General features: G+C 35.0%; 17 protein-coding genes. 4 read left to right on the forward strand and 13 right to left on the reverse strand.

Features of this window, described 5'->3' with window-relative positions; genetic code table 11:
* The 4 genes from Q0358_RS02950 to Q0358_RS02965 all read right to left on the reverse strand — a co-directional run bounded on the left by Q0358_RS02950 (position 1) and on the right by Q0358_RS02965 (position 5,045).
* Positions 1–1,314, reverse strand: coding sequence for a sigma-54 dependent transcriptional regulator (locus Q0358_RS02950; RefSeq protein WP_299546891.1), 1,314 nt, complete (start codon positions 1,312–1,314; stop codon positions 1–3).
* A 28-nt stretch (positions 1,315–1,342) separates the two neighbouring features.
* Positions 1,343–1,723 carry a hypothetical protein gene (locus Q0358_RS02955; protein WP_299546894.1) on the reverse strand — a complete coding sequence of 127 codons (381 nt, stop codon included), beginning with the start codon at positions 1,721–1,723 and terminating at the stop codon, positions 1,343–1,345.
* A 23-nt stretch (positions 1,724–1,746) separates the two neighbouring features.
* Entirely contained in the window at positions 1,747–4,224 is a 2,478-nt protein-coding gene (gene gyrA / locus Q0358_RS02960) for a DNA topoisomerase (ATP-hydrolyzing) subunit A (protein WP_299546897.1), read from the reverse strand.
* 65 nt (positions 4,225–4,289) lie between these two features.
* Positions 4,290–5,045, reverse strand: a complete 756-nt coding sequence (locus tag Q0358_RS02965; protein WP_299546900.1) for a hypothetical protein — start codon at positions 5,043–5,045, stop codon at positions 4,290–4,292.
* Between the two features lie 75 nt (positions 5,046–5,120).
* Between Q0358_RS02965 and Q0358_RS02970 the strand changes: the two genes are divergently transcribed.
* Genes Q0358_RS02970 through Q0358_RS02980 form a run of 3 tightly spaced genes read left to right on the forward strand, consistent with a single transcriptional unit; the run spans position 5,121 to position 9,615 of the window.
* Positions 5,121–5,594 carry a peptidylprolyl isomerase gene (locus tag Q0358_RS02970; protein WP_299546903.1) on the forward strand — a complete coding sequence of 158 codons (474 nt, stop codon included), beginning with the start codon at positions 5,121–5,123 and terminating at the stop codon, positions 5,592–5,594.
* 7 nt (positions 5,595–5,601) lie between these two features.
* Positions 5,602–6,159, forward strand: coding sequence for a DedA family protein (locus Q0358_RS02975; protein ID WP_299546906.1), 558 nt, complete (start codon positions 5,602–5,604; stop codon positions 6,157–6,159).
* A 9-nt stretch (positions 6,160–6,168) separates the two neighbouring features.
* Positions 6,169–9,615 carry a homocysteine S-methyltransferase family protein gene (locus tag Q0358_RS02980; protein ID WP_299546909.1) on the forward strand — a complete coding sequence of 1,149 codons (3,447 nt, stop codon included), beginning with the start codon at positions 6,169–6,171 and terminating at the stop codon, positions 9,613–9,615.
* Here the strand turns inward: Q0358_RS02980 and Q0358_RS02985 are convergent.
* From Q0358_RS02985 to Q0358_RS03025, 9 genes are all read right to left on the reverse strand, one after another.
* Entirely contained in the window at positions 9,612–10,172 is a 561-nt protein-coding gene (locus Q0358_RS02985) for a flagellar FLiS export co-chaperone (RefSeq protein ID WP_299546912.1), read from the reverse strand. The genes Q0358_RS02980 and Q0358_RS02985 overlap by 4 nt on opposite strands.
* Positions 10,173–10,396: 224 nt before the next feature.
* Positions 10,397–11,512: a cytochrome d ubiquinol oxidase subunit II gene (cydB, locus tag Q0358_RS02990; RefSeq protein ID WP_299546915.1), complete on the reverse strand. Its 1,116-nt coding sequence runs from the start codon at positions 11,510–11,512 to the stop codon at positions 10,397–10,399.
* Positions 11,513–11,522: 10 nt separating this feature from the next.
* Positions 11,523–13,040: a cytochrome ubiquinol oxidase subunit I gene (locus tag Q0358_RS02995; RefSeq protein WP_299546918.1), complete on the reverse strand. Its 1,518-nt coding sequence runs from the start codon at positions 13,038–13,040 to the stop codon at positions 11,523–11,525.
* Position 13,041: 1 nt separating this feature from the next.
* Entirely contained in the window at positions 13,042–13,248 is a 207-nt protein-coding gene (locus Q0358_RS03000; RefSeq protein WP_299546921.1) for a DUF4492 domain-containing protein, read from the reverse strand.
* Positions 13,249–13,362: 114 nt separating this feature from the next.
* Positions 13,363–13,953, reverse strand: coding sequence for a disulfide bond formation protein B (locus Q0358_RS03005; protein ID WP_299546924.1), 591 nt, complete (start codon positions 13,951–13,953; stop codon positions 13,363–13,365).
* Between the two features lie 15 nt (positions 13,954–13,968).
* Entirely contained in the window at positions 13,969–14,865 is an 897-nt protein-coding gene (locus Q0358_RS03010) for a DMT family transporter (RefSeq protein ID WP_299546927.1), read from the reverse strand.
* A 42-nt stretch (positions 14,866–14,907) separates the two neighbouring features.
* Positions 14,908–16,158, reverse strand: a complete 1,251-nt coding sequence (locus tag Q0358_RS03015; RefSeq protein WP_299546930.1) for a TolC family protein — start codon at positions 16,156–16,158, stop codon at positions 14,908–14,910.
* Positions 16,151–19,342: an efflux RND transporter permease subunit gene (locus Q0358_RS03020; RefSeq protein ID WP_299546933.1), complete on the reverse strand. Its 3,192-nt coding sequence runs from the start codon at positions 19,340–19,342 to the stop codon at positions 16,151–16,153. The genes Q0358_RS03015 and Q0358_RS03020 overlap by 8 nt, the downstream gene beginning before the upstream one ends.
* Complete coding sequence (locus tag Q0358_RS03025; RefSeq protein ID WP_299546938.1) at positions 19,339–20,493, reverse strand: efflux RND transporter periplasmic adaptor subunit; 1,155 nt, start codon at positions 20,491–20,493, stop codon at positions 19,339–19,341. The genes Q0358_RS03020 and Q0358_RS03025 overlap by 4 nt, the downstream gene beginning before the upstream one ends.
* Positions 20,494–20,585: 92 nt before the next feature.
* On the opposite strand from Q0358_RS03025, the gene Q0358_RS03030 reads away from it, so the two are divergent.
* Complete coding sequence (locus Q0358_RS03030) at positions 20,586–22,454, forward strand: STT3 domain-containing protein (RefSeq protein ID WP_299546941.1); 1,869 nt, start codon at positions 20,586–20,588, stop codon at positions 22,452–22,454.
* Positions 22,455–22,460: the final 6 nt, after the last annotated feature.

Genomic DNA, 22,460 nt, shown 5'->3' on the forward strand with positions numbered 1-22,460 from the left:
TTAAAATTTAATATGATAACGCTCCATTTTACTTAACAACACATCTTTTTTAAGCCCTAACAATTCTGCCGCACTATCTATATCAGAGTCGCAATTCTTTAGAGCCTCATAGATTAACTCTTCTTCTAAGTTTGCAATTTTTTTCTTGCCCCCGCTCTCTCTTGAGCTTAAAAACAAATCTTCTGGCATAATCGTATCTTCTTCACATAAAATTGCTGCTCTCTCTATCACAGATAGCAATTCTCTAATATTTCCGGGCCAACGATAAGACAACAATTGCTCCTTTGCTCCTTCTCCCCATTTTTTAATTCCGATTCCATATTGCAAATCCACTTGTTGTAGCTTCCACTCACAAAGTGGAATAATCTCTTCTACACGCTCACGCAAAGGCGGGATATTAATGGGGATTGTTTGCAATCTAAAAAACAAATCTTCTCTAAATTCTCCCTTTTTAATTTTCTTTTGAATATCTGCATTTGTTGCTGCAATAAAGCGTATATCTATTTTAATAGGCTTACTGCTTCCAAGTCGCACCACTTCTTTTTCTTGTAATACACGCAAAAGCTTTGCTTGAAGCCCCATAGGCATTTCTCCAATTTCGTCTAAAAAAATGCTTCCACCATTTGCAGTTTCAAACTTCCCAGCCCTGCCCTCTGTTGCATCTGTAAAAGCTCCTTTTTCATAACCAAAAAGTTCAGATTCCAACAAATTTTCAGGAATTGCTGCCATATTTAACGCAATAAAAGGCGCATCAGCCCTTAAAGAATTTGTGTGGATAGAATTTGCAAAAAGTTCTTTTCCTACTCCACTTTCTCCCAATAAAAGCACAGAAGCATCTGTTTTAGCTGCTTTATTTGCAAGCTTTAATGCGCTTTGAAGTGCTGGAGAACTTGCAATAAATTGTTTATTTTCTGCTACTTTTACAGGTTTTTGAATTTTTGTAGTTTTTGCTTTTGTTAGCACTTCTTTAGCTTTTTTTGCCCTATGGATTGCTTCAATTAGCGTTTCAATTTCAAAAGGCTTAGTCAAAAAGTCCTTAACGCCAAGTCTAATAGAATCAATAGCCTTATTTAAAGTTGCATTTCCAGTAATGATTAATGCTTCATATTTCCCATTTAGCGTGCGCAAAAATTCGATTCCGTCCATTTGCGGCATATTAATATCAGTAATCACTAAATCAAAAGAATCATCAAGTTTTTTTAGCGCATCTTTCGCACTCTTAAAACTCACCACTTCAAATTCATCATATTCCCCTAATGCGATTTCTAGGGATTTTCGCATATTAATATCATCTTCAACAACGGCTAATTTCATCTTTGCTCCTTTGTTTCCCTAAAGTCTTCTACCCTTTTTCTTTGATGAGTGCATAAATTGTTGCAATTCCATTTTCATAATTAATTTTAATGCGTGAAGGTGGAATCCAAAGCAGTGTCAATGATTTTCCTTGTAAATTCTGCACTTCACTCCGATCTTCTAAACGCACCCCCCAACCAAAAAAACATTCCAAAATTTCTTCTTTGTAATTATTAATAAATTCTTTTTCATTTTTTGCTTCGTGAGAAATTTCACATTTTTTATAAGGATTTCGGACTCTATCTAGCATTTTAGCACTCACCATTGCTGGAGAAAAATTGTATTTTTCATTTAAGATAATTCCATTTTTAATTGCAACTCTATAAGAAAAAAGATACTCTGTGGCATTTAAAATTAATCCGCAAAACACAATTCCCCATAGAATCCTAAACATTACTCAAGCAATCCAGACTCATTTTCAACTTCTTGTTGCTCTTCTTCTTTTGGACATCTAGCAATAGAAACAACTTTGTCATCATCAACGTTAACAATAATCACGCCACTTGTTGCGCGCCCTGCTTTACGGATTGTTTGCATATCTACACGAATCATCTTACCACTACTTGTTAGCACCATTAAATCCATATTTTCATCAACATTAACAATCCCAACAAGCTTCCCTGTTTTTGGCGTAAGCTTCATTGCAATTACACCTTTACCGCCACGATTTGTAATACGATACTCATTAACTTCTGTGCGCTTTCCAATCCCCTTTTCACTCACACTTAAAATCTCTTCATTTTCACTAGCGACAACAGTTGCGCCAATCACATAATCTTTTGGCATTTTAAATTTAATTGCAGTTACGCCTCTTGCAACACGCCCAATCTCACGCACATTATCTACTCCAAAGCGCACACACATTCCTTCATAGGTTACCACTAAAATTTCTTTAATATCAGCACTAATGATTTTTGCAGTAACAAGTGCGTCATTTTCATCTAGGTTAATTGCCCTAACCCCAACGCTTCTAATGTTTTTAAACTCGCTTAAATTTGTGCGCTTAATGATTCCATTTTTTGTAAAAAATGCAAGAGATTTATCAGGGTTAAAATCTTTTGTTGTAATTGTTGCCATAATCTTTTCATCAGGAGAGAGATTAATAAGATTGACAACTGCCTTACCAATTGCTGTTCTACTTGCTTCTGGTATCTTATACACTTTTAACCAATACAACTGCCCTTTATCTGTGATAAATAAAATTGTATCGTGTGTATCCGAAACAAAGAAACTTTCAATAAAGTCATCATCGTGCGTATTTGCTGAAATTTTACCCTTTCCGCCACGATTTTGCTTTTCATAAGTGCGCACAGGCACACGCTTTACATATCCCCTATGGCTCATTGTAACCACCACAGGTTCATTTGGTATCAAATCTTCAACATCAATGCTTTCATAATCTTCTTCAATCGTCGTTAAACGCTTAGTAGAAAACTTCTCTTTAATTTCTAGCAATTCTTCTTTTATGATTCCATTTAATAAGCTTTCGCTTTTTAAGATCGCACTTAAATGCTCAATCTCTTTTAATAATGTTTGATATTCATTTTCAATCTTATCACGCTCCAATCCTGTCAAGCGTTGCAAACGCATATCTAGGATTGCTTGGGCTTGTATTTCACTTAAATTAAACTGTGAGATTAAGCCTTCTTTTGCAACCTTTGGATCACTGCTTGAACGGATTAATGTAACAATAGCATCAATATTTTCTAATGCAACTCTCAAACCTTCTAAAATATGCGCTCTAGCCTTTGCCTTTTCTAGCTCAAAAATCGTGCGACGAATCACTACGCTTTTGCGATGTGATAAGAATAAATCCAACAATTCCAATAGTGTAAAAACTTTGGGTTCTTTATTGTAAATTGCAAGTAAAATAATTCCAAATGTGCTTTCCATAGGTGTAGATTTAAAGAGATGATTTAGCACAATCTCACTCATCGCTTCACGCTTTAACTCAATAACAACTCTAATCCCTTCTCTATCAGACTCATCGCGCACTTCAGAGATTCCATCAATAACTTTTTCTTTTGCAAGCTCTGCAATCTGCTCTACTAAGCGCGCCTTATTGACTTGATAAGGTATCTCATCAATCACAATAATATCTTTTGTCTTTGTTTTTTCAATGTGTGTCTTAGCACGAATCTTAATGCGTCCCCTACCGCTTTCATAGGCTTCTCGGATTCCACTTTTACCATAGATAATTCCCCCTGTTGGGAAATCTGGACCTTCTATGAACTGCAAAATTTCATCTAAACTTGCTTTAGGATTATCAATTAAATGCACAAGCGCATCAATGATCTCATCAGTTCTATGTGGAGGGATATTTGTTGCCATACCAACAGCGATTCCATTAGAGCCATTAATAAGTAAGTTTGGCAAACGACTTGGCAAAATATCTGGCTCTTGCAAAGTATCATCATAATTTGGTAAAAAATCCACCGTATCCTTATCAATATCACGTAACACTTCTTCAGCTGCCTGTGTCATTCTGGCTTCTGTATAACGCATAGCTGCCGCACTATCCCCATCAATACTACCAAAGTTTCCTTGTCCATCAACAAGCTCTAAGCGCATAGAAAAATCTTGTGCCATTCTAACAAGCGCATCATAAACTGCTGTATCTCCGTGTGGATGGTATTTACCGATAACATCACCTACGATTCTAGCACTCTTTTTATATGCTACGCGCGAAGTTACGCCTAATTCATACATTGCATATAAAATCCGTCTATGCACAGGCTTTAACCCATCTCTTGCATCAGGTAATGCACGCCCAATAATAACACTCATTGAATAATCAAGATAACTCTCTTTAATGGATTCTTCAATATTGACATTTTGAATATCTTGATTAAAATTTAGCAAGTCAGACATTAATTCCCTTTTTTTTAAAAAACTATACTAAGGCGCGATTCTACTTAAAATTCGCTTTAATCTTGCTAAGGCGTGTTTTGTAAATCCAAAGGAGTATTACAAAATGCATTAAGATTTGGCTTATCTTTTAACACAGAAGTTTCACGCTCTATTTGACACAAAAACTCTAAGATTTTTCTATGTGTTAAGATTCCAATAGAATCCATTTTAGATTCCATTATTTTTAGTCCTAAAAATTCATTTTCTACAAACAAAGGCATTCCCCTAAGTTTTTCTTTATCTATTTTTGAAAATGCCATAAAGTCCTGAAATGCAGTTTTTTCTCTTAGAAATTGCGACCAATCGTGTTCTTTAAAATACGAAATCTCCAAGCGTTCATCTAGCGGTAAATCAAGTGGTAACAAAAGAATATTAAAATAATTTTCTTTAAAGCTAAGTCTCCTAAAATTTGGCTCTGGCAAAACATTACAATAAATATCTGTAAATCGCTCTGCTTCAAGCACAGCTAGATCTAGATTTGTATCAATAGCTAAAATTCTAGCGTGAGATAAGCAAGCAATAGGTTCTCCTAGCATTTCAGAGTGATAGATCGTAATATCCTTTGCCTTCTTATTTTCAAATACAACACTTGCGCTTGTTAGCACAAGCCCATCATTAATGATTAGTCCATAACCTTCATTATATTGCTGCACGCTTTTATTTGGCACATCAAATTCCGCAATCACTTTCACTCCGTATTGTAACCAATCTGGATATTTCGCATTTGCACAAAGATTTGCACTAAAAAAGACAAAAATTATCCCTAAAATTATCTTTACCATCGCTATCCTTTTTGGATTTTTTAAACCTTAAAATACTACAATAAATGCCTTAATTTTACACAAAGGTTTTAAAATATGGAATTAAAAGCATTTAACTTACCAAAAGAAGAATTAGAGAAACTGCAATACGCGCTCATTCAAACAGAAAAAGGTGATATGAAAATCAAACTTTTTCCTAATGAAGCTCCAAATACCGTGGCAAATTTCGCTCACCTAGCACAAAGCGGCTTTTATAATGGCTTAATTTTTCATCGCGTAATCCCCGGATTTGTTGCACAAGGTGGCTGCCCAGAGGGAAGCGGTAGAGGAGGTCCGGGATATAAAATTGCTTGCGAGCTAGAAAATAATCCCCACAGACACTTAAAAGGCACATTATCAATGGCACACGCCGGGAGAAATACTGGTGGGAGTCAGTTTTTTATCTGTTTTGCACCACAACCGCACCTAGATGGCGAACACACGATATTTGGACAAATTGAAGATGAAGAGAGTTTAAAGGTTTTAGATACCATTAAACAAAACGACAAAATCCTAAAAATTATTGTTTAGGATTGTTATGCAAGAAACAATTGATTTAATTGCAAAATACGGCTATGTCATTTTATTTCTTTACTCACTTGGTGGGGGATTTGTTGCCCTTGTTGGCGCAAGTGTATTAAGCTTTGCAGGGAAGATGGACTTAAGTCTTAGCATTATAGTAGCGGTTATTGCAAACTTTTTAGGGGATTTAATGCTCTTTTATATGGCGCGCTACCAAAAAGTAATGATGCAACCTTACTTTGCAAAACACCGCAGAAAACTTGCATTGGTGCATCTTTTAATGCGTAAATATGGCTCAATAATTATTGTGATTAAAAAATACATTTATGGATTAAAAACACTTGTCCCATTAGCAATCGCCCTAACTCCTTACTCTTTAGCAAAATTTAATCTCTATAACGCCATTGGAGCAGTGATTTGGGGAGTTAGTATAGGACTTTTAGGATATTTTTCAGGTGGAATCCTAATTCAAGGGTTTGAAACATTAGGAGAATATCCGCTTCTTGCGCCACTTTTTATTCTTGTGTTGCTAGGAGGTTTATGGTTTTGGTTAAAACACGCAACTAAAAAATAAGGAATCTAAATGCACTCTATTCAAACATTAATCAAAGAGCGTGTGCTAATCTTAGATGGTGCAATGGGAACAGAAATCCAAAAGCACCCCATACAATCTTGGGGAACTAATGCAAAAGGAGAAAAACTAGATGGCTGCTCAGAAGCCCTTAATCTCTTTGCGCCCGATGTAATTCAAAGCATTCATGCAAGCTACTTGCAAACCGGTGCAAATCTTTTAAAGACAAACACCTTTGGTGTAATGCCCTGGGTGCTTGCAGAATATGATCTACAAGAACAATGCAAAGAACTTGCAAAAGCTGGAATCACATTAGCAAAAGAGTGCATTAAAGCACATCAGCCCTTAGACAATCAAAAAGACGCACTTTTTATCGCTGCTTCTTTAGGTCCGGGGACAAAACTACCAAGCCTAGGGCATATTGATTATGATACAATGTTTCGTGGCTATTGCACCTGCATAGAAGGCTTTAAAGAAGCAGGGACTGATGTGATTTTACTAGAAACCGCACAAGATCCTTTGCAAATTAAAGCCGCTTTACACGCGTGTGAAGCTATTGCGCCAGAGATTCCAATAATGGTATCAGTTACAATTGAAACCACTGGGACAATGTTAATAGGCACAGATATTACGACACTTTTTTATATTTTAGAACCTTTCAATCTCCTTTCTTTAGGAATTAATTGTGGCTTAGGACCAGATTTAGCTCGCAAACATTTATTAGATTTAAGTGCTGTGTGTAAGTTTCCCATTTCTATCCATACAAATGCAGGATTACCAGAAAATAGGGGTGGAATCACATATTATCCTATGGATGCAGAAGAGTTTAGCACGATTGAAAAAAGTTTTTTAGAGATTAATGGAGTGGCATTTTTAGGGGGTTGTTGTGGAACAACACCAGAGCATATTAAACAGCTTGTGCAAAAAACTACACATTGCAAACCATTACCACCTAAGAGTTCTATAACACCTTGTATTACTTCGCTTTTTGACTACAAAGAATTAAGGCAAAATCCAGCTCCTCTTCTTATAGGAGAACGCTCCAACGCCACAGGCTCTAAAGCCTTTAGAGAACTATTATTACAAGAAGATTATGAAGGTGCTTTAAGTGTAGGCAATACACAAGTTAGAAGCGGTGCACATTGCTTGGATCTTAGCGTTGCTTTTGCAGGACGCAATGAAGAAAAAGATATGCAAAATCTAATCCCGCTTTATGCAACAAAAATTGCTCTCCCTTTAATGCCTGATTCCACACAGGTTAATGCGCTAGAAATTGCATTAAAACACATCGGTGGGCGTCCAATTATTAACTCCGCGAATTTAGAAGATGGGATTGAAAAATTTGATAAAGTTGCAAGTTTAGCCAAAAAGTTTGGTGCAGCCCTTGTGTGCTTAACCATTGATGAACAAGGAATGTGTAAAACTTATGAAAGAAAAATTGAATGCGCCAAAAGAATGATGGAACGCGCCAAAACTATACACAATTTAAGAGAGGAAGATATTATCTTTGATCCACTTACCTTTACAATAGGAAGTGGCGATGCAGAATATTTTACTGCTGGAATTGAAACACTAAACGCAATTAAAACTTTAAGTGAGATTTTTCCAAAAGCTGGGACAACACTTGGGCTTTCTAATATTTCTTTTGGATTAAGCAAAGAAGGAAGAATTTGTTTAAACTCTATTTTTCTGCATTACGCAATTAAAAATGGTTTAACTTCAGCGATTGTTAATGTCGCACATATTATCCCTTATGCACGCTTAGAAAAGGAAGACATTAAGGCGTGTGAAGATTTGATTTTTAATCACACACAAACTAGTGATCCTTTATATGCCTTCATCAAACATTTTGAAAACAAAGAAGCAATGGAGCTTCAAAATACCGAAGATGATAACGCACTTCCCATAAAAGACAGAATCCAAAAATATCTAATCAATGGCGATTTAAATGCTATGCAAAATCTCTTGCCCCTAGCAAAAGATTCCATTGATCCTGAAATCATTATTAATGAAATCTTAATTGATGCAATGAAGATCGTAGGAGAACGCTTTGGTAATGGAGAGATGCAACTCCCATTTGTTTTGCAAAGTGCAGAAGTAATGAAAAAAAGTGTGGATTACCTAAATGCCTTTTTACCTAAAAAACAAAGCACACACAAAACAACAATTGTCATCGGCACAGTTAAAGGAGATGTGCATGATGTGGGTAAAAATCTTGTGGATATTATCCTAACCAATAATGGCTTTAATGTTATTAACATAGGGATTAAAGCAGAGTTGGAGAAGTTTTTAGAAGTTCTAGAAAGTCAAAAAGTGGATTGTATCGGTATGAGTGGGCTTTTAGTTAAATCCACTTTGGTGATGAAAGAAAATCTACAAGAACTTAAAAAACGCGGAATTACAATCCCAGTAATGCTAGGTGGAGCAGCACTTAATCGCAATTTTGTTGAAGAGTATTGCCGTCCAAATTATGATGGAATCATTTTTTACTGCAAGGACGCTTTTGATAGTGTTGCTGCAATGCAAATTATTCAAAGTGGAGATTTTAGCGATTTAACACTCCCAAGTGATAAGGCAAGTAAAACACAAGAAAAGCAAGAAAAACAAAAAGAAAGACTCGCTAAAAAACTTGAAAAAAGCTTACAAAAAGATTCCACTCCAAAACCTACCAAATGCGAGCTAGAGTTTGATTACATCTCACATACTCCACCTTTTTTTGGAGCAACTTCACTAGAACTTACTTTAAGTGATTTAGATTCCGTCTTTAACTACATTGATAAAGATTTGCTTTTTAAGCATCGTTGGGGATATAGCAAACTCAAAAAAGAAGAATATTTAACTTTAAAAGAAAAAACACTAGAACCAACTTTTCAAGCTTTAAAACAAGAATTTATTGAAAAAGAGATATTTAAACCCATTGTGCTTTATGGATATTTTCACACACAAACACAGGAACCTAAAAATCTAGAAGATGGACTAATTTTAAATTTAAGTGCAAATACGAATTTTAACAATATGGAATCTTTTTTGTTCCCACGCAGCAGCAAAAAACCCTATTTATGCCTAAGCGATTATTTCAATCCAAAGGGCGACATTTGCGCTTTACATTTAGTTTCTAGCGGACACAACTTTGCACCTTATGAAGAAACCCTTTATAAAAACGGAGAGTATCATAAATACTATTTAGCCCACGCCTTAGGGATGGACCTAGCAGAAGCTTTAGCGGATTTTATCCACGCAAAAGTGCGTAAAGAACTAAGTTTGGATTCTAAATGCGGACAACGCTACTCCTTTGGCTACCCTGCTTGTCCGGATTTATCTCTAAGCAAGGGACTTTTTAATCTTTTAAAGCCAGAGTCTTTTGGTATCACACTTAGTCAAACCTACCAAATGACCCCAGAAGCAACGACTTCAGCACTCATTGTGCCTTATAAAGATGCAAAATATTTTGCAATTTAGCCAAAGATCCCTTTAAGCGAACTAGGATCAAAGTTTTCAAAATCAAAACTTTGTCCATTAGGTGCGCTAAATGGCAGACTTGCTTTTTCAATTAATCCACTAATTTGTCCCATTTTATCACTAATTTCTTGATGTTTATTTGCAAGATTTTCTCCCAAATCGCCTTGCATTTGACTAGGGAGTGGCAAAGATAATGATACACTCTCTCCTGCTAAAGAAATTGTAAGCTCTTTTCCAAAGAGAGCCTCTCCTTTAAACTGTGCCGCTTTTGCGCTTGCATCAAGCGCATTTAAATCACTTCCACTGCTTTTTATTTGATTACTAAGAGCATTTAGTGTAATATCAGCAATCTGCATTGCACCTACCATCTCATTTGCTCCTTTAACACCATCAGTAAATTTACGAATTTCTAAGGCATTTTGAGAAAGATTAGGAAGCTCCTGCGTTTCTTTTAGAGAAACAATCTGCTCTTCTTTTGCTTGAGATTCCACATTTGCAGCTATTTGTGGTTTTTGATAAACATTCCCCAATCCATAGGGATTTATTGTTGAAATCATCATAACTCCTTTAAAGTTTTCTAGGGATTAAGCATTTATTATTCCACTTTTAAACTCTAAAAGAATTCTCTATCAATCTATTTCAAATTTACTTGCACACTTTCTTTACACTACACTTCTCTACTTTCAATCTCATTAATATTTAAACGCACAAACTTATAGCATAAAAAAATTACTAGAGGCCACAATAAAATCAATAGAATTGTATAAATCATAAAATCTCCTTAATAAGAATGATCATCTAAATCATTAGTTGAGAGCTTTTTAGAATCCATAACTCTCCACACATACACAATATATCCAAGTACAAAAGGTACAAGCAAACTCACATAACCCATTACACTAAGCGTGTAATAACTTGAACTTGCATTAGAAATTGTTAAAGAGCTTTGTAAATCTGAAGTTGAAGGATAAAATGCGCTATTTCCCAAACCTACATTTAAAAAAACTGCCATTACTGCTAACACCACACCAACACCTAGCAAAAAGATTCCTTTTGTGCATTTTAAACTTCCATAAATTCCACCAAGCACTAACACAACACCCACAAGTAATAAGACTAATAACACAGAATTATCTAAAAAATTTTGTAAATACACATAAGGTTGCAAGCTCACAATACCACTACTATCTGCAAAAAATCCATCTTTCAAACAAATCCAAACAAGAAATCCCAAAAAGAAAGGTAAAAATAAAAGTGTATTAATCACTATATCTTTTCTTGCTTTTTCCACAATTTGTGCATTGTCAATAGCATTTATAAAATAACTCTCTGCCAAGATTCTACTTAAAAAAACAAGCGCAATTCCTAAAAGATAGTTAAAGGGATTCGCAAGTTGCTCTAATCCTCTAAAAGCACCCTTCCACTCCACAAAACGATTTTCATCTAACACAAACTCTGAACCTGCAAAAAATGTGCTAACTGCCACACCAATTAAAAACACACCTAAGATTCCATTAATCTTTAAAAACATTTCATAGGTTTTACTGCCTAAGAAATTACCCTCTTTTTTTCTGTATTCATAACTCACAGCTTGTAAAATAAAACAAAACAAAATTATAAGCCATACCCAATAAGCCCCACCAAAACTTGTGCTATAAAACAATGGAAATGCTGCAAATGCCGCTCCTCCAAATAGCACAAGCGTTGTGAAACCAAGCTCCCATTTTCGTCCTAAACAATTAATTAAAAGCGTTTTTTCTTCTTCGTTACTTGAGAGTCTATCTATCAACCCTTGACCACCTTGCACAAAAAACATAAACACAAGCAATCCACCAAGTAAGCTTAGGACAATCCACCAATACACTTGCAAACTAGCGTGTTCTAATCCAAAAAACATTAATTCTCCTTTAGTGCAAAAAGCCCTTTTTGATTTGTTTTGCCATAATCCCAAGCTCTGCAATAAGCAAAGCGGTAAAAAGCACAAGAAAGATAAAAAATGAAATCTGCACATCAAGATGTGAAAGTTTCGTTGCTGCAATATGCACAGGCATTAAATCCTGAATCGCCCAAGGCTGCCTACCAACCTCTGCTACAATCCATCCTGCTTCTGCTGCAATATAGCCTAGCGGAATTGCAATCACACAAAGCCAAAGAATCTTTCTAAATTTTTCTATATGATTTGCCATTGCAAGATACAACACTATAATAAATAAGATAAAGAAAAAGCTCCCAAGTGCTACCATTAAATGAAAGCTATAAAAAGTCAAAGCAATAGGTGGCACAGCTTGCTCTTTATCTTTTAAATATCCATATCCAAAATTGTGCATATTTGCTTGTAAAATCTCACGCGATTCTTGCATTAAATCCGTGTTATTTTCTGCCTTAGCAGCCTTATAGTCCTTTAGAGCCTGCACAGCTAATTGCCCACTTTGAATCCTAGCATCCATAGGTGGAATCCCTTTTGCTTCATTGCCAAAAAGCAAATCATCAATCCCTGCAATAAAACCATCACTATCTCTTTGCCCCAAAATTGAAAGTGCGTAAGGAATCGTAAAATCAAACAAAAACACATTCTCTTCATCTCCGGGTTTTTTATTTGGATTTAAGATTCCAAATGCCACAAGTCCTGCTCTGTGCTCCCCTTCATAAATTCCCTCCATTGCTGCTAACTTCATTGGTTGCTTTTGTGCAACTTGATACGCACTCTCATCGCCACTAAAAAACAAGAAAATAGAAGTCAAAAGGCCAAAAGAAGCTCCCACAATTAAACTCTTCTTTGCTGCAATAATATGCCTACCCTTTAGCAAATACCAAGCACTAATTCCCATTACAAAAAGCGAAGAAATCACATATCCACTAGCCACTGTGTGTAAAAACTTAGAAACCGCCACTGGAGAGAGTGCCACATCTAAAAAGCTTGTCATTTCATTTCTAGCGGTATCTGGATTAAACATCGTTCCTACTGGATATTGCATCCAACCATTTGCAACCAAAATCCAAAACGCGCTTAAATTACTTCCAATTGCTACAAGCCAAGTAGAAATCAAGTGAAATCTTTTTGAGACACGATTCCAACCAAAAAACATCACAGCAAAAAAAGTCGCTTCCAAGAAAAAGGCTAAAATCCCTTCAACTGCCAAAGGTGCGCCAAAAATATCACCTACAAACCAACTATAATTTGCCCAATTTGTGCCAAATTCAAACTCCATTATAATGCCTGTTGCCACACCAATGGCAAAGTTGATCCCAAAAAGCGTCAGCCAAAATTTCGTAATTTTTTTCCACTCTTCCTTGCCAGTTTTTACATAAATGCTTTCCATAATCGCAATAATAAAAGACAGCCCAAGCGTTAAAGGCACAAACAAGAAATGATAAATCGCAGTTAGCGCAAACTGCGCCCTGCTCCAATCCACACTTAATTCCATTTTATTCCTTTGTAAGATTTTCTAAAACAAAATTGCTTTTTGCTTCCTGTGTTTTAAAGCCCCTTAATGAAGTGTCATAAACAAAAACCTTAAGCACTGCAAAAATCACAAAAATTTTAATTAAAATTACAAGCCATAAAGTTTTACCAAGCTGCATATTACGAAATCCATTAACATACAACCCTAAAACATTTTTAAACAAATCCATAGCAATCCTTATAATCACCAAAAACTTGGGATTTTAGAGAAAAACAACTTGTTAAATGCTTAAGATAAGAAAAAAATTAGTGATTTATTTTTAAATCTAATTTTTAGTTAAATTTTATTTGACTTTTTTGAAAAAATCTATAAAATTTACCAAAATTAAAATTCCGATTCCAACTCCATAAGTTATAAAAATAAACAAAGCACACTCCGCCATTGTGCCAAACTTAAGCATTGGGATCAAATACCAACCTTCAGCATATAGAGCAATTAACTTCTCTTGTAAAGGCAAGAGTGTTTGGATTCCATTTAACATAGGCGTATCAATCCCACAAAATCCACTAGGCGCAAAAAGTTTCGGCATCCAAACATCAAGTGGGAGATTAAAATCAAATTTTGGATTTAGCGAACAGCCATTTAGTCCAAAGATAAAAGTCTCACTTTTTAAAGCTTTTTGGATTTCAATTAAACTAAATGCTGCTGAACTCCCTCTAATTAGCGCATACACACAAATGCCAATCCCCACATATCTAAGCACAAAAAATCTTGCAATCAAACAACCAAAGCCCAAAATAATAAAAGCATAGCGGATATAAACACATTGCTCACAAGGTTGCAACATCAAATAGTTTTGCAACACAAAATGTGAAAACACCACAAACAAAAATGCCATAACCCCAAGAAAAAACCAAATTTTGCTCTGTGTCATTACTCTTTCTTTTTATTATATTTTCTTTTTAGGCTTATAAAGATTGATTAAATAAGTAGCAAAAATCGCAATTACCCCACCAACAAGCGTTAAAAGACTTGGTATCTCCCCTAAAATAAAATAGCTTGTTAATAACGCAAAAACTGGCACTAAAAGCGGATAAGAGCTTGCTTTCTCTGCACCAACTTGTGCAATCCCCATATAATAAATACTTGTGCCAATAGCAGTGGATAACACAGAAATAGTTAAAAGCATTAACCAAAAACGCAAATCAAAATGAAAAATCTCTAACATTTCAGGCTGTATTAAAAAAATAGGAGAGAACAACGCTACACTAAAAAGCGTAATATAAAAATTAATGGCAATGGGGTGAATTCTAATGCGCTGACACACTAGCGTTAAAATCGCCCAATCTAACGCACACAATACAAAAAAGACATTAAATTTGCTAAAAAGTATTTGTAAATTTCCTAAATCTAGCAAACAAATCCCAGCAACAATCCCTAGTATTAATCCTAAAGCTTCATTGCCTTTTACTCTCTTATTGACGCCATTTTGGATTCTATATAACATAAAGGTCAAAAGATACACAAACACAGGAGTAATTGTCGTTACAAGAACTCCACCCTTGCCTGCACTCCCATAATTTAATCCTACAAAAAACATCAAAGAATATAAGCAATTAAATACCGCTGCAGCAAGTAAAAATTTAAATGCCTTACTATCAATTTTTAGTGGAATTTTAAGAATAATTACAAGAGGGATAGAAGCAAAAAGAGCGATAAAAAACCGCCAAAAAGTAACAACATCAGCACTTGTATAAGTTACAAGCACTTTGCTACTAGGCCAAGAAGCTCCCCAAAAAAACATCGCAACAACAAGCAAAATAGAAAAGACAACACCTTTAGACATTTTTTCTCTTACAAATGCAATTTAAGGGTGTATTATAGCAAATTACTGCGTGAGTGTCATTTGAACAATGCGTTCAATTTGCGCTAAAGATTCCATAATTGCATAAGTATTAATTGCCACATTGCTCCTTGCTTGCGTTAAGGATAATTCTGCATCTAAAAAATCGCTTGTGCTATCAATTCTTTGCGCATAGCGATTTTTTGAAATTCTATAATTCTCTTCTGCTTGTTTGAGTGCAAGCTTAGCAATCTCTAACGCATTTAGTGCAAGATTATAATTCTCTAAAGCACCAAAGAGTTGCAACTCCAAATCTTCAATTAACCCTATGCGTTTAGCTTCAAAGGCAAGTTTATTTGTTTTAGCACTCTCTATGTTGTATTTATCATTAAAACCATTAAAAAGATTAAGATTAAATAAGAGCTGCACGCTTGTTTCGTCCTTATAGATTCCATCTCTTCCACGCAAGGCATAATCATCTCCATAGCGCATATAATTTCCTACAATATCTATTTCTGGCAAAAAATTCCCTTTAGCACTTTGCACCAAATACGCCTTGCTTTGAATAATTTTATCCATAAACAAAAGCTCTGCGCGCCTTTGAAGCATCTCTTGTCTAAGATTTTCAAAATTTAGATTCCATTTTTTTGGCTCTAATTCTTCTAAATCTTTTAGAGCAATTTTAGTGCGCGTGTAACGCTCTAAATCTCTTAATGCATAAATTAAGGTGCTTTGATAATTCAATAAGTTCTGCAATGTATTATTAAGCTCTACTTCAATTTTTAATAAATCGTTTTTTTGGATTAATCCTACACGATAAAACTCTGCATTTGTTCTTCTTTGCTCTTCTAATAACACTTTAGATTGTTCAGCAATCTCTACATTTTTTGCCTGACGCAATACATTAATATAAGCACTCTTTACAAGCAAAATCATATCTTCTCTTGTTGCTTCTAGTTGATAATCTTGCGATTGCAATAATGCCTTTGCACTTTTTAGATTATAAACATCACTAAAGCCATTAAAAAGATTATATTGCACATTTGCGCCTAAATTTCCACTTGTTTTTTTATCTGCCCTTTGGATGCGATTGCTTGTTTTTGTGCCATAAGTTACATTTAAACTTGGATAAAATGGGCTTTGATAAGATTTATAATTTGCTCTACTTTCTTGCAATAAATACTCTTGCTCCTTAATGCTTGGATTATGGCGCAATGTTAAATCAATTGCTTCTTGCAAACTTAAAGCATTTAAAATCCCATAAAGTAGAGATAAAATTCCAAAAATTCTAAACATTTTTTAACCCCCTTGTAATAAAAAAAGACAGCAAGCAAGGGATTAGAAAAATACTAAGGATTGTAGAAAATCCTAATCCTCCTAAAATCACAGCTCCAAGCCCACGATAGATCTCACTCCCAGCACCGGGTGCCACTACAAGTGGGAGCATACCAAAAAGAGAAGTAAGAGTGCTCATATAAATAGGACGGATTCTAACACGCACTGCTTCTAGGATTCCATTTTGCGCATCCATTCCATACAAACGCACATTATGCAAGCTTTGATACACAATTAAAATCGCATTATTTACAACAATTCCAACCAGGATAATAAAACCGAGCATTGTTAGCACATCTAAAGGTTGATACACCAAAAAAACATTGACCAACCAAAGTCCCAAAAATCCACCACCAACAGCAAGTGGGACACTAAAAAGAATAATCAAAGGATATATAAAATCTTCATACAATGCCGCCATTAATAAATAAATAATAAACACTGCTAAAACAAAACCAAGCACTAGAGAGTCTTTAATTTTTGTGAGAGAATCTGCCGTCCCACTTAATGAAATTGTATTTTTACCAAGTGCGCCACTTTGTTTTAAGCGTGTTAAAATCTCTCCGCTAATTAGCTCCATAGATTCTTGGATTGTGATGTTTGCTGGTGGGCTAAGTGTTAGCGTAATTGTTCTATTGCGTTCATAATGACGGATTTGATTTGTCCCATACTCAAGCTTCAAATCCGCTAGCGTGCTAATAGGGATAATACCTGCTGTTGAAGTATAAATGCTTGCATTATAAAGTTCTTCTGGAGAATAAATCGCGCTATTTTGAGATTTCAAAACCAAATCAATCTTCTCTCTCCCTTCTTCTTTAAACTCCCCAATCTTTCTTCCATCTAAAAGCACATCTAAAGCAACACTAAAAGCATTCACATCAAGTCCAACAGCACTTATGCGCTCTAAATTTGGATATAAATTTAACTCCGGATAAAGCATTTCTAAACTTGGACGCGCACGCATTTGCAAAGTTGTAAGATTTTTTGCTCCGTATTTCTCCCTAAAAACTTCTCTAATAATTTTTTCTAGCGCAATTGTGCTAGCAATTAAAGATTCTATATGATCTCCACTAATATCAATATCCACACTGCGACTTGAACCCCTACGCTCAAAAATCCCAGTTTGCAACGCCGTCCCTCTAACTCCGGGTATTTTTTGGATACAAGTTTTTGCAAGTGGGATTAAATCTGCTGCCCTTGTTATATCAAAAGAACGCAATCCAAAGCTAAGATCAGAAGTCCCACCGATATAAAAAAGATTATGAATTGCAGGATATTGCGCATCTCCTTTAAATCCACTGCTTGCAAAATAATCACTAAAACACATAAAAACTTCCTGCCCTATATTCTCTTTTTCTCTATAAGATAGCCCAGGAGGTGGAGTGATTCTCCCAAAGACAAAATTTTGATTTCCCTGTGGTAAATATTCCATTTTTGGGAGCAAAACATAGCTAAAAATTAAACTTAATAATGTCAAACTAAGAATTGTTAAAATCTTATTGCGCTTGCTTTGCATAGATTTTTGCACAAAAAACATTATCCAATCCACACACCATTGCCCAAACTCTCTAATCTTTAAAGAAAATTTAGAACCGCGGCTATAAACCTCTTGTAAAAGCTTATGTTCCACTAAGATACTTGTTTTTGCGCCAAGTAATTTTGCGCTTTGATAACTCAAAGTTGGAATCACAACGATTGATACAAATAAAGAAAAACTAACAGCACTGCTTGCAGCAAGAGCAATATCTCTAAAGAGTTGCCCTGCTTCTTCTTGGATATTTAAAATCGGAATAAAAATCGCCACAGTTGTCAAAACAGAAGCAATCAATCCACCAACAACTTCTTTTGTCCCATCAATCACTGCCTGCATTGCATTTTTTTGTAGTTTCTTATGCCGATCAATATTTTCTAACACAACAATAGCAGAATCCACAAGCATTCCTACCGCAAAAGAGATTCCAGCTAAAGATACAACATTTAGCGTGCGATTTAAGAACGCCATTACAATAAATGTTCCAAACACACTAAGAGGTATAGCCACAGCAATAATTAGCGTTGAAGTTAAAGAGCGCAAAAACACAAAAAGCACTCCACAAGCTAAAAATGCTCCAACAATAATATTTCCCTTAACTAAAGAAATTGCCTGCTCTATATAATCTCTTTGATCATTTGTCCATTCAAGCTTTAAGCCATTTTCTTTTAAGATTCCATTATTTAGGGCATTAAACACGGCTTCCACCGCATTTGTAAGCTCTAATACATTTGCATCAGCAGCTGGTTTAATTGCCACAAACAAAGCTTCTTTGGGTGTTTTCTCATCTCCACGATAATAAGAAACCGTAGTTTTATTTTCAAACCCTTCTCTAACAACAGCTACATCACTAATCTTAACGCGCTTAACACCATCACTCCAAATCACTACATCTAAAATATCTTGTGGATTTTTAAACTCTCCAATTGTGCGTACACGATAAGATTTTCTCCCATAATCCAAGCTACCTGCCGATAAATTGATATTTTGCTTATTTAAAACATTTGCAAGACTTGTTACATCTAATTGATAAATTGCAAGTTTTCTCTCATCAATAATAATATGCATTTCTCTATCATCACCACCGGGAAACAAAACCTCCGCCACTCCATCAATGCGCTCAAAATATTGAATAACATTTTCATTAAAAAATGTCCTTTGCTCTCTTACGCGCACATTAGAATCAAGACTAACTAACATCATTCTAACAACTGGACTTGTATCCTCACCTGTGGCTCTAATCACAGGACGATCAATAGCATCAGGATAACCTTTGACTTCATTGAGTTTATTACTGACATCTAGCATTGCTTTGGTTAAATCCGTACCAATTTTAAACTCTAAAGTTACATTTGCACGCCCACTATTTGCAAAGCCCTCCATTGTTTCAAGATTATCAATCCCTTTTAGCACTTGTTCTTGTCGCTCTAAAATCTCTCTTTCAATCTCATAAGGAGTCGCACCACTCCAAGTAGTATTGACAGAAATCACAGGTCGTGTAACTTGTGGTGTGAGTTGATAGGGCATCGTGCTTAAAGATAAGACCCCGAATAAACTAAGTAGAATCATTCCTACAATCACTACAACAGGGCGGTTAATCAATGTTTTTATCATTGTCTAACCTCAACAACATTTTCTCCACCCTTTAAACGCTCTGCTCCTACAACAATCACTCTATCTCCCTTGCTAAAACTACCATTTAAAGGAGCAATAAACGCTTTTAACCCATCATAACCTTGAACAAGAATTTTTACTTTTTTTGCTTGGCTACCATCAAGAATAAAAATCACATTGCCATCAATTTCTGGCAAAATCGCATCACGTGGGACTAAAAATTTTTCTTTTTGCCCCTTAACATTAAAAGAAGCTCGCACTTCTAAGCCCTCAATTAATTCTCCTTTAGGATCTTCAATGGCAAGCTTTAAGGGAAATGTTCTAGCCTTTGCATCTCCTAATGGGATTAAGGCACTAACTCTTGCTTGATAAGTATGATTTGCAATTTGCACTTCTAAACTCTCTCCAACCTTTAAAGAACGCAAAATCTCAAAAGAAACTTCAAAAGTTGCTTCAAGAGGAGTTAGCTTTGCGATATTAAACACACTTGCTCCAGCATTAACCCACTCTCCTTGTTTTAACATTTTTTGCAATACCACACCATCATAAGGAGCAATAATCGTCTTTTTGCGCTCTTGTGTTTTTAACAACTCTAAAGCATTACTAATGGATTCCATATTTCCTTTTTGTGCTTGCATATCAAATAAAATATCTTCATATTCTTTAAAAGAAATCGACTCACTCTCATACAAGGACTTGTAACGCGCATAGTCTTTTTTAATCTTTTCATATTGCGCCTTTGCTTGCTTTAAGGCTCCCTCTTTAGAAGCAATCTCATCACGTAGTAAATCACTATTTAAAACCGCTAATGCTTGCCCCTTTTTCACGCGTGCTCCATCATCTACAAGCACAGAATCAATAATACCAGAAACTTCAGAAGCAAGCATTCCACGCTCGCTAAAATACAAAGAGCCGACATATTGATAAGTTTGACTTAAAACACCGCTTTCTATTAAGGCAGTTTCTACAAGAATTGCTCTAGTGTCTTTTTTGGATTCCATATTTTTAGATACTTGAATTTTAGATTCCATATTTTGCATTTCTTTGGTTTGAGATTTAATTTGCCAAACATAAAACACACCAATAACTCCAAGCACCACTACACACAATAAAATTAAACTTTTTTTACTAAAATTTCCACGAAAACGCACAAAATTCCTTTTAAAAACTTTGTTTTATTGTAGAATAAAATTGTTAATTTTTTGTGAAATTTTAAAGGATTCTCTCCATAAAAGGATAGTTTTTGCATATTCAAAGAGATATTTTAGCTAGCATTTGCATATATTTAATCTGCGTTGCTTTGCGCTTTTATTATCCTTTTATCTTAGAATCTTTTCCGCAATATTTCTTGGATAATGCGTGGCTCTTAAACACACACGATGCTTACTTTTATGCACAAGGCGCAAAAGATGTTTTAAACGCCCTAGATGGCTTTTTAGATTCCAACTTTTTATTCACTAAATCCACACTAAACTCCCCCACACACGAACCCCTTTCAATCATCACCGCTTGTGTTGCCTTTTTTACGCCTTTATCTTTGGAGCAAGTTTTCTTTTATCTGCCCGGATTTTTCGGCACACTTATTGTTTTTCCTATGTTTTATATTGCGCGCAATTTTGGGATTATTCAAGCAAGCCTAGCTAGTCTTTTAAGTGCGATTAGTGTGAGTTATTTTAATCGCACAATTTTTGGCTATTATGATACAGATATGTTAATTTTGCCCTTAGTGCTTAGTGTTATTGCTTTAATCCTTTCTAACACTTCTCGCACATTTTTATTTGCACTTAGTGTGTTTGCTTTGTTGTATTATCCAAACTTACGCTATGTATTTTTGGGATTTATTGTGATTTTATGCTTCTTTAAAGACAAAAAAGAGGCAATGCTAATACTAATGCTTAGTCTTGTTTGTGTGCTATATATACGCTTTTTTCCACTTTGGATTCTTCTTGCAATTAGCCTTTTTAAGACACAAATTCACACTAAGTTTTTTATTTTCACAACTTGCTCTTGTGCGCTCTTAATCCTTTATGCTTTAATGCCTAATCTCTTAAACTCTCCATTTCTAAATACTCTTTTGCCGTCCTTTATAGAATCCAAACCCGCGCAATCTTTGCCTTTTTTAAATGTTTTAGATTCCATTGCAGAAACTTCTAAAATTTCTTTTTTTGATCTTGCAAAACGCATAAGTGGCACTCTCCCTCTCTTTATTTTAGGACTTATAGGTTATGGATACTTGGTGTATCAAAGACGGATTTTTTTACTATTTTTACCGCTTTTACTCTTAGGGTTTTTCTCTCTCTTACAAGGCTTGCGCTTTAGCTTTTATGCTACTCCTGTTTTAGCACTTGGACTTAGCTACTTGCTCTTTTGCTTAAGAAAAAAGATTCCATCTTTACGCATTTTTGTAGTATTTTTTATTGCGCTTGTTGTTTATCCTCATTTCTTTCATATTGCAAACTACACGCCAAAGCCCATTTTAGATTCCACAGAAGCAAAAACCCTAAAAGAGATTCCAACTAAAAGCGGAGATTATGCTCTTGCCTGGTGGGATTATGGCTATATGATCAATTATTTTAGCAATCTAAATGTCTTTATTGATGGCGGCAAACATTCAGGCAAAGAGAATTATCCTATTAGTCAATTTCTAGCAAGCAGTGATCCTATCTTAAGCTATGATATTGCAAAATCACTTTTAAACAATACACAACAAACCTTATTTATTATTTTGCCTTTAAGTATGCTTGAGATTTTCCCAAGCGTTGTTAGATTTAGTAATTTTAATCCACCAAAATTCTTTGCACTTAGCAAAAAGATAGAATCTAAAATAGCATATTTCAATCACAATATCACACTAGATTTAAAAAACGGAATCCTAAATCCAAATCAACAAAAAATTTCAAAATTTATCAGTCTAAAAACCCAAACAACACTGCATTTTAATCCAAAAAGTACATTAAGCGCATTAGAACTTAAAGACGATAGAATCTTATTATGCGATAATTCTTACCTAAAAAGCTTTTATTTTCAAGGATTATTTTTTGACACATTAGAGAGAAACTTCTTCCAAAAAGTGTTAAAAAATGACAAAATTGCAATTTACAAACTTCTCTAAAAGGAC

Source organism: uncultured Helicobacter sp., from assembly GCF_937893305.1.
GTDB lineage: Bacteria > Campylobacterota > Campylobacteria > Campylobacterales > Helicobacteraceae > Helicobacter_D.

Coding starts and splice junctions, on each gene's coding strand:
- Q0358_RS02950 (WP_299546891.1), bottom strand. CDS start 1,314: ATGAAATTAGCCGTTGTTGAAGATGATATTAATATGCGAAAATCCCTA.
- gyrA (WP_299546897.1), bottom strand. CDS start 4,224: ATGTCTGACTTGCTAAATTTTAATCAAGATATTCAAAATGTCAATATT.
- Q0358_RS02965 (WP_299546900.1), bottom strand. CDS start 5,045: ATGGTAAAGATAATTTTAGGGATAATTTTTGTCTTTTTTAGTGCAAAT.
- Q0358_RS02970 (WP_299546903.1), top strand. CDS start 5,121: ATGGAATTAAAAGCATTTAACTTACCAAAAGAAGAATTAGAGAAACTG.
- Q0358_RS02975 (WP_299546906.1), top strand. CDS start 5,602: ATGCAAGAAACAATTGATTTAATTGCAAAATACGGCTATGTCATTTTA.
- Q0358_RS02980 (WP_299546909.1), top strand. CDS start 6,169: ATGCACTCTATTCAAACATTAATCAAAGAGCGTGTGCTAATCTTAGAT.
- Q0358_RS02985 (WP_299546912.1), bottom strand. CDS start 10,172: ATGATTTCAACAATAAATCCCTATGGATTGGGGAATGTTTATCAAAAA.
- cydB (WP_299546915.1), bottom strand. CDS start 11,512: ATGTTTTTTGGATTAGAACACGCTAGTTTGCAAGTGTATTGGTGGATT.
- Q0358_RS02995 (WP_299546918.1), bottom strand. CDS start 13,040: ATGGAATTAAGTGTGGATTGGAGCAGGGCGCAGTTTGCGCTAACTGCG.
- Q0358_RS03000 (WP_299546921.1), bottom strand. CDS start 13,248: ATGGATTTGTTTAAAAATGTTTTAGGGTTGTATGTTAATGGATTTCGT.
- Q0358_RS03005 (WP_299546924.1), bottom strand. CDS start 13,953: ATGACACAGAGCAAAATTTGGTTTTTTCTTGGGGTTATGGCATTTTTG.
- Q0358_RS03010 (WP_299546927.1), bottom strand. CDS start 14,865: ATGTCTAAAGGTGTTGTCTTTTCTATTTTGCTTGTTGTTGCGATGTTT.
- Q0358_RS03015 (WP_299546930.1), bottom strand. CDS start 16,158: ATGTTTAGAATTTTTGGAATTTTATCTCTACTTTATGGGATTTTAAAT.
- Q0358_RS03020 (WP_299546933.1), bottom strand. CDS start 19,342: ATGATAAAAACATTGATTAACCGCCCTGTTGTAGTGATTGTAGGAATG.